Annotated in this window: 3 protein-coding genes and 1 pseudogene; all 4 read right to left on the bottom strand. The window is 54.8% G+C overall.

Annotation, left to right across the window (positions count from 1 at the left end):
- Positions 1-341: pseudogene (gene eno / locus ACLQ7H_RS12130) on the bottom strand (phosphopyruvate hydratase); the annotation flags it as partial.
- Positions 342-421: 80 nt separating this feature from the next.
- Complete coding sequence (pyrG, locus tag ACLQ7H_RS12125) at positions 422-2059, bottom strand: glutamine hydrolyzing CTP synthase (RefSeq protein WP_411752884.1); 1638 nt, start codon at positions 2057-2059, stop codon at positions 422-424.
- A 365-nt stretch (positions 2060-2424) separates the two neighbouring features.
- Complete coding sequence (gene mazG, locus ACLQ7H_RS12120) at positions 2425-3219, bottom strand: nucleoside triphosphate pyrophosphohydrolase (RefSeq protein ID WP_411752883.1); 795 nt, start codon at positions 3217-3219, stop codon at positions 2425-2427.
- A 254-nt stretch (positions 3220-3473) separates the two neighbouring features.
- Positions 3474-5319: GTP diphosphokinase (gene relA, locus ACLQ7H_RS12115; protein ID WP_411752882.1), on the bottom strand; the 1846-nt coding region annotated here is incomplete at its 5' end.

Below are 5319 nucleotides of genomic sequence, written 5' to 3'. Positions count from 1 at the left end.
ACAGCCAGGATGGCGTTAGCACCAAACTGGGATTTGTTCTCGGTACCGTCCAGATCGATCATGATCTTGTCGATATTAGCCTGGTCTTTGGCATCTTTACCCAATACCGCCTGCGCGATTGGACCATTTACTGCGGCAACGGCTTTCAGTACGCCTTTACCCAGGAAACGAGACTTGTCACCGTCACGCAGTTCCAGTGCTTCACGGGAACCGGTAGAAGCACCTGACGGCGCGGCAGCCAGACCGACGAAACCGCCTTCCAGATGAACTTCGGCTTCAACAGTTGGGTTGCCGCGTGAGTCGATGATTTCACGACCGATGACTTTAATGATTTTGGACATTAGGTTTTCCTCAGACAAGTTAAACTAAAACTCCAGACAAACAACGCGCGGTTTTGGCCGCGCGTTGCTTACTAAAACTCTTATTTTACCTGACCCTTCTGGTGATCGCCGGCCGCCTTGACGAAGCCTGCGAACAACGGATGCCCATCACGCGGCGTCGACGTAAATTCCGGGTGGAACTGACAAGCCACGAACCACGGATGATCAGGCAATTCAATAATCTCAACCAGCTTGTTATCCGCAGAACGACCCGCCACACGCATACCCGCGGCTTCGATCGGCTTCAACAGCATGTTGTTGACTTCATAACGGTGACGGTGACGTTCCACGATGGTTGGCTCGCCGTACATCTTGCGCACCAGGCTGTTGTCGGTCAGGTGGCATTGCTGGCCACCGACGCGCATCGTGCCACCCAGATCGCTTTCTTCGGTACGGACTTCGACGTTGCCGTCTTCGTCACGCCATTCGGTGATCAATGCGACAACAGGGTACTTACAGTCTGGCACAAATTCGGTGGAGTTGGCATTTTCCATCCCCGCCACGTTGCGCGCAAACTCCATCAACGCCACCTGCATGCCCAGGCAAATGCCCAGATAAGGGATCTTGTTTTCACGCGCGTAGCGTGCGGTCATCACCTTACCTTCCACGCCACGGTAGCCAAAGCCGCCTGGGATCAGGATCGCATCCAGATCTTTAAGCACTTCAACGCCGCGGGTTTCAACATCCTGCGAATCGATCAGCTTGATGTTGACGGTCAGACGGTTTTTCAGCCCGCCGTGCTTGAGCGCTTCAATCACCGACTTGTAAGCATCTGGCAGTTCGACATATTTGCCGACCATACCGATGGTCACTTCGCCGCCTGGATTGGCTTCTTCATAGATCACCTGCTCCCACTCGCCCAGATTGGCTTCCGGTGGTGTCAGGCTGAATCGTTTACAAATATAATCATCCAAGCCCTGAGATTTCAAGAGGCCTGGGATTTTATAAATGGAATCAACATCTTTCAGGGAGATAACCGCTTTTTCCGGTACGTTACAGAAAAGAGCGATTTTAGCGCGTTCATTAGCAGGAACTGCGCGATCGGAACGGCAGATCAGCACATCCGGCTGAATACCGATGGAAAGCAGCTCTTTTACCGAATGCTGAGTAGGTTTGGTTTTCACTTCACCCGCAGCAGCCAGGTACGGCACCAGCGTCAGGTGCATGTACAGCGTATGCTCACGGCCCACTTCCACCGCCATCTGACGAATGGCTTCCAGGAACGGCAGGGATTCGATATCGCCGACGGTGCCGCCGATCTCGACCAGCACCACATCGTGGCCTTCGGCCCCTTCGATAATGCGTTCTTTAATGGCGTTGGTGATATGTGGGATCACCTGTACGGTGGCACCCAGATAGTCGCCACGGCGCTCTTTGCGCAGCACATCGGAGTAGATACGCCCGGTGGTGAAGTTGTTACGACGCGTCATTTTGGTGCGGATGAAGCGCTCGTAGTGACCCAGATCCAGATCGGTTTCTGCCCCGTCTTCGGTGACGAAAACTTCCCCATGCTGAATCGGGCTCATGGTGCCCGGATCCACGTTGATGTACGGGTCCAGTTTCATGATGGTAACGTTGAGGCCACGGGCTTCGAGAATAGCCGCCAAGGAGGCTGCGGCAATGCCTTTACCCAGAGAGGATACGACCCCGCCGGTTACAAAAATATAGTTAGTTGTCATGCTGAACCTGAGAGTTTAGGTTTAAAGACGATGGAAGAACCAAGACGGGAAAGTAGTATACCCGAACCTCTCTTGACCTACAAACGATCGTTTTACCTGCCATCATCTCTGCCACCCTGGTGAGTTCATCCCGGTTTAATCGTTCGGCCCCCGTTTCAGAGCCTTTTAGAAACAATGAGTTAGCATAATAAACCGCGTTTAAACCAACATCTGAGGTAATAAAACACCTTAGATTTCAGTTTGTTGAGCTTTTCTACCGGTTAAACCAGATTCAGCAATCCACACCCAGAGCTTAACCGTTTCAGCTAGTATAAATATTGTCGCCGATCAAACAAGCGACACTGTTAGGACAACGCGACTAGCGATTAGTTTTCCAGGCTTTTTACCTGTTGCCAGGCTTCTTCCATTTGCTCCAGCGTGGCTTCCTGCATTGTCAGACCGCGGCTTTGCACGATTTCTTCCACCTGGCGGAAGCGGCGCTCAAACTTGCGGTTGGCCACCTGCAACGCCTTTTCCGCTTTATGACCCAGATGGCGGGAAAGATTGACCGTGGCAAACAACAGATCGCCAATCTCCTCTTCCAGCTTCTGCTCGTCCACCACCGCCTGCTGCGCTTCGTGCATCACTTCGTCCAACTCTTCGTACACTTTGCCCACGACAGGCCCCAACGTGTTCCAGTCGAAGCCGACAGCGGCACAGCGCTTCTGGATTTTATGAGCCTTCATCAGCGCCGGTAAGGCGTTGGGAATATCATCCAGCGCCGAGTGCAGCGCTTTCTCTGCCCGTTCACCGGCCTTCAACTGCTCCCAGCGGGCGGAAACCGCTGCGCTGTCTGCAGCCTCAGCCTCACCAAAGATATGCGGGTGACGGCGTTCCAGCTTGTCGCTGATGGCGTTGCACACCTGGTCGAAATCAAACAACCCCTGCTCCTGCCCCATCTGGGCGTAAAACACCACCTGGAACAGCAGATCGCCCAGTTCATCACGCAGATCGGCATAGTCCTGGCGCTCAATGGCGTCCAGCACTTCGTAGGTTTCTTCCAGAGTGTAAGGCGCGATGGTGGCGAAGGTCTGCTTACGGTCCCACGGGCAGCCTACCTGCGGATCGCGCAGGGTTTTCATAATGGTCAGCAGGCGTTGCAGTGGCGTTGATTGGGTCATGTTGAACTCTCTATCTAAAAAACTCGCACAAAATATGATGCCTGCACGAAAAGTAATACCCAATGGATTTCGAGTTGTATCTAGGTGGCAAGAACGTTACAAATCTGTCGGGAACAGATTTGGACAGCGCTTGCGTTGACCCAAAGGGTTGAGCCTCAAGGATGAGGCTCATCAATCCCCAGTCACTTAGTTAACTAAGTGACTGGGGTAAACGTTCGCAGCCAACAACGATACAGCTTGAAAGACGAAGGGTATTAAGCGCCGTGCAGGCGTTTGGCGTCTATAACGTCCGGCAGTTGGTTGAGCTTGGCCAACACGCGGCCCAGCACCACCTGGTTATAGATTTCGATGTCCATATCGATGGTGGCCAGCTGCTTTTTGGTGTCGCTGCGACTGGCGACGCCCAATACGTTGACCTTCTCGTTGGCCAGGATGGTGGTGATATCACGCAGCAAGCCGCTGCGATCGTTGGCCACGACGCGCACCACCAGCGAATAACCGCTGGAGTAGCTTTCCCCCCAGACCGCATCCACGATACGTTCAGGCGCGTGAGACTGCAGTTCTGCCAGTTGATCGCAATCCGCACGGTGGATCGAGATGCCGCGCCCCTGGGTGATAAAGCCGACGATGTCGTCACCCGGGATCGGCTGGCAGCAGCGGGCAATGTGGTGCATCAAATTGCCGACGCCTTCGACCACTACGCGGCCATTATCTTTGCTGCGGGCCGACGTTGCCGGGGCCTTCTGCTGGGTCAATTGGCGTAACGCTTCGCGATCCTGCTCCTCGGCGCTAGGCTTGTTGAGCTTGCCCTGCAGGAAGTTCACCATTTGGTTCAGACGGATATCGCCACCGCCAATCCCCGCCAGTACTTCATCCAACGAGTTGACGTTATAACGCGGGATCAGCAGCTTTTCGGCTTCCCGCAGGCTGATACCGAGGTGTTCCAGCTCGCTGTCCAGCATCTGCCGCCCGGCCAGGATATTTTTATCGCGATCCTGCTTGCGGAACCAGTTGTGGATCTTTGAGCGCCCACGGCTGGTGGTAATATAGCCCAGGTTCGGGTTCAGCCAGTCGCGGCTAGGGTTCGGCTGCTTCTGGGTGATGATTTCAATCTGATCGCCCATCTGCAACTGGTAGGTAAAGGGCACGATACGGCCGCCGATTTTGGCACCGATACAACGGTGGCCGACGTCGCTGTGGATATGGTAGGCAAAGTCCAGCGGCGTGGAGCCGGCTGGCAGATCCACCACGTCGCCCTTCGGCGTAAACACGTAGACGCGATCGTCGAACACCTGGCTGCGCACTTCGTCGAGCATTTCGCCCGAATCAGCCATCTCTTCCTGCCAGGCGATCAGCTTACGCAGCCAGGCAATGCGTTCTTCGTAGCCGGAACGCGCCGTAACCACCGCGCCTTCTTTGTATTTCCAGTGCGCCGCAACGCCCAACTCGGCATCTTCGTGCATCTGGCGGGTGCGGATCTGGATCTCCAGCGTTTTGCCACGCGGCCCGAGCACCACGGTATGGATCGACTGATAGCCGTTCGGTTTCGGGTTGGCGACGTAGTCGTCGAACTCATCCGGCAGATGGCGGAAATGGGTATGGACAATGCCCAATGCCGCATAGCAATCCTGCAGCCGCTCCACTACCACGCGTACCGCACGCACGTCGAACAGCTCGTCGAACGCCAGCGATTTCTTCTGCATCTTGCGCCAGATGCTGTAAATGTGTTTCGGGCGGCCATAAATGTCCGCCTTGATGCCTTCGATCTCCATCGCGTTATGCAATGAAGCCACGAAATCATCAATAAACTGCTCGCGATCGATACGGCGTTCATGTAGCAGCTTGGCAATGCGTTTATATTCATCGGGATGCAGATAGCGGAAGCAGAAATCTTCCAGTTCCCACTTCAACTGGCCGATGCCCAGGCGGTTAGCCAGTGGGGCGTAGATATTGGAACACTCTTTGGCCGCCAACACGCGTTCGTCTTCCGGCGCATCCTTCACTTCACGCAGGTGGGCGATGCGCTCTGCCAGCTTGATCACTACGCAGCGGAAATCTTCCACCATCGCCAGCAGCATGCGGCGCACGTTATCGACCTGC

It is taken from the genome of Serratia sp. (in: enterobacteria), from assembly GCF_046715635.1.
Taxonomy (GTDB): Bacteria; Pseudomonadota; Gammaproteobacteria; order Enterobacterales; family Enterobacteriaceae; genus Chania.
This window is presented reverse-complemented; position numbering and strand designations above follow the sequence as displayed.

Bases quoted from the DNA above. Each gene is read 5' to 3' on its own strand.
- pyrG (WP_411752884.1), bottom strand. From the start codon at position 2,059: ATGACAACTAACTATATTTTTGTAACCGGCGGGGTCGTATCCTCTCTG.
- mazG (WP_411752883.1), bottom strand. From the start codon at position 3,219: ATGACCCAATCAACGCCACTGCAACGCCTGCTGACCATTATGAAAACC.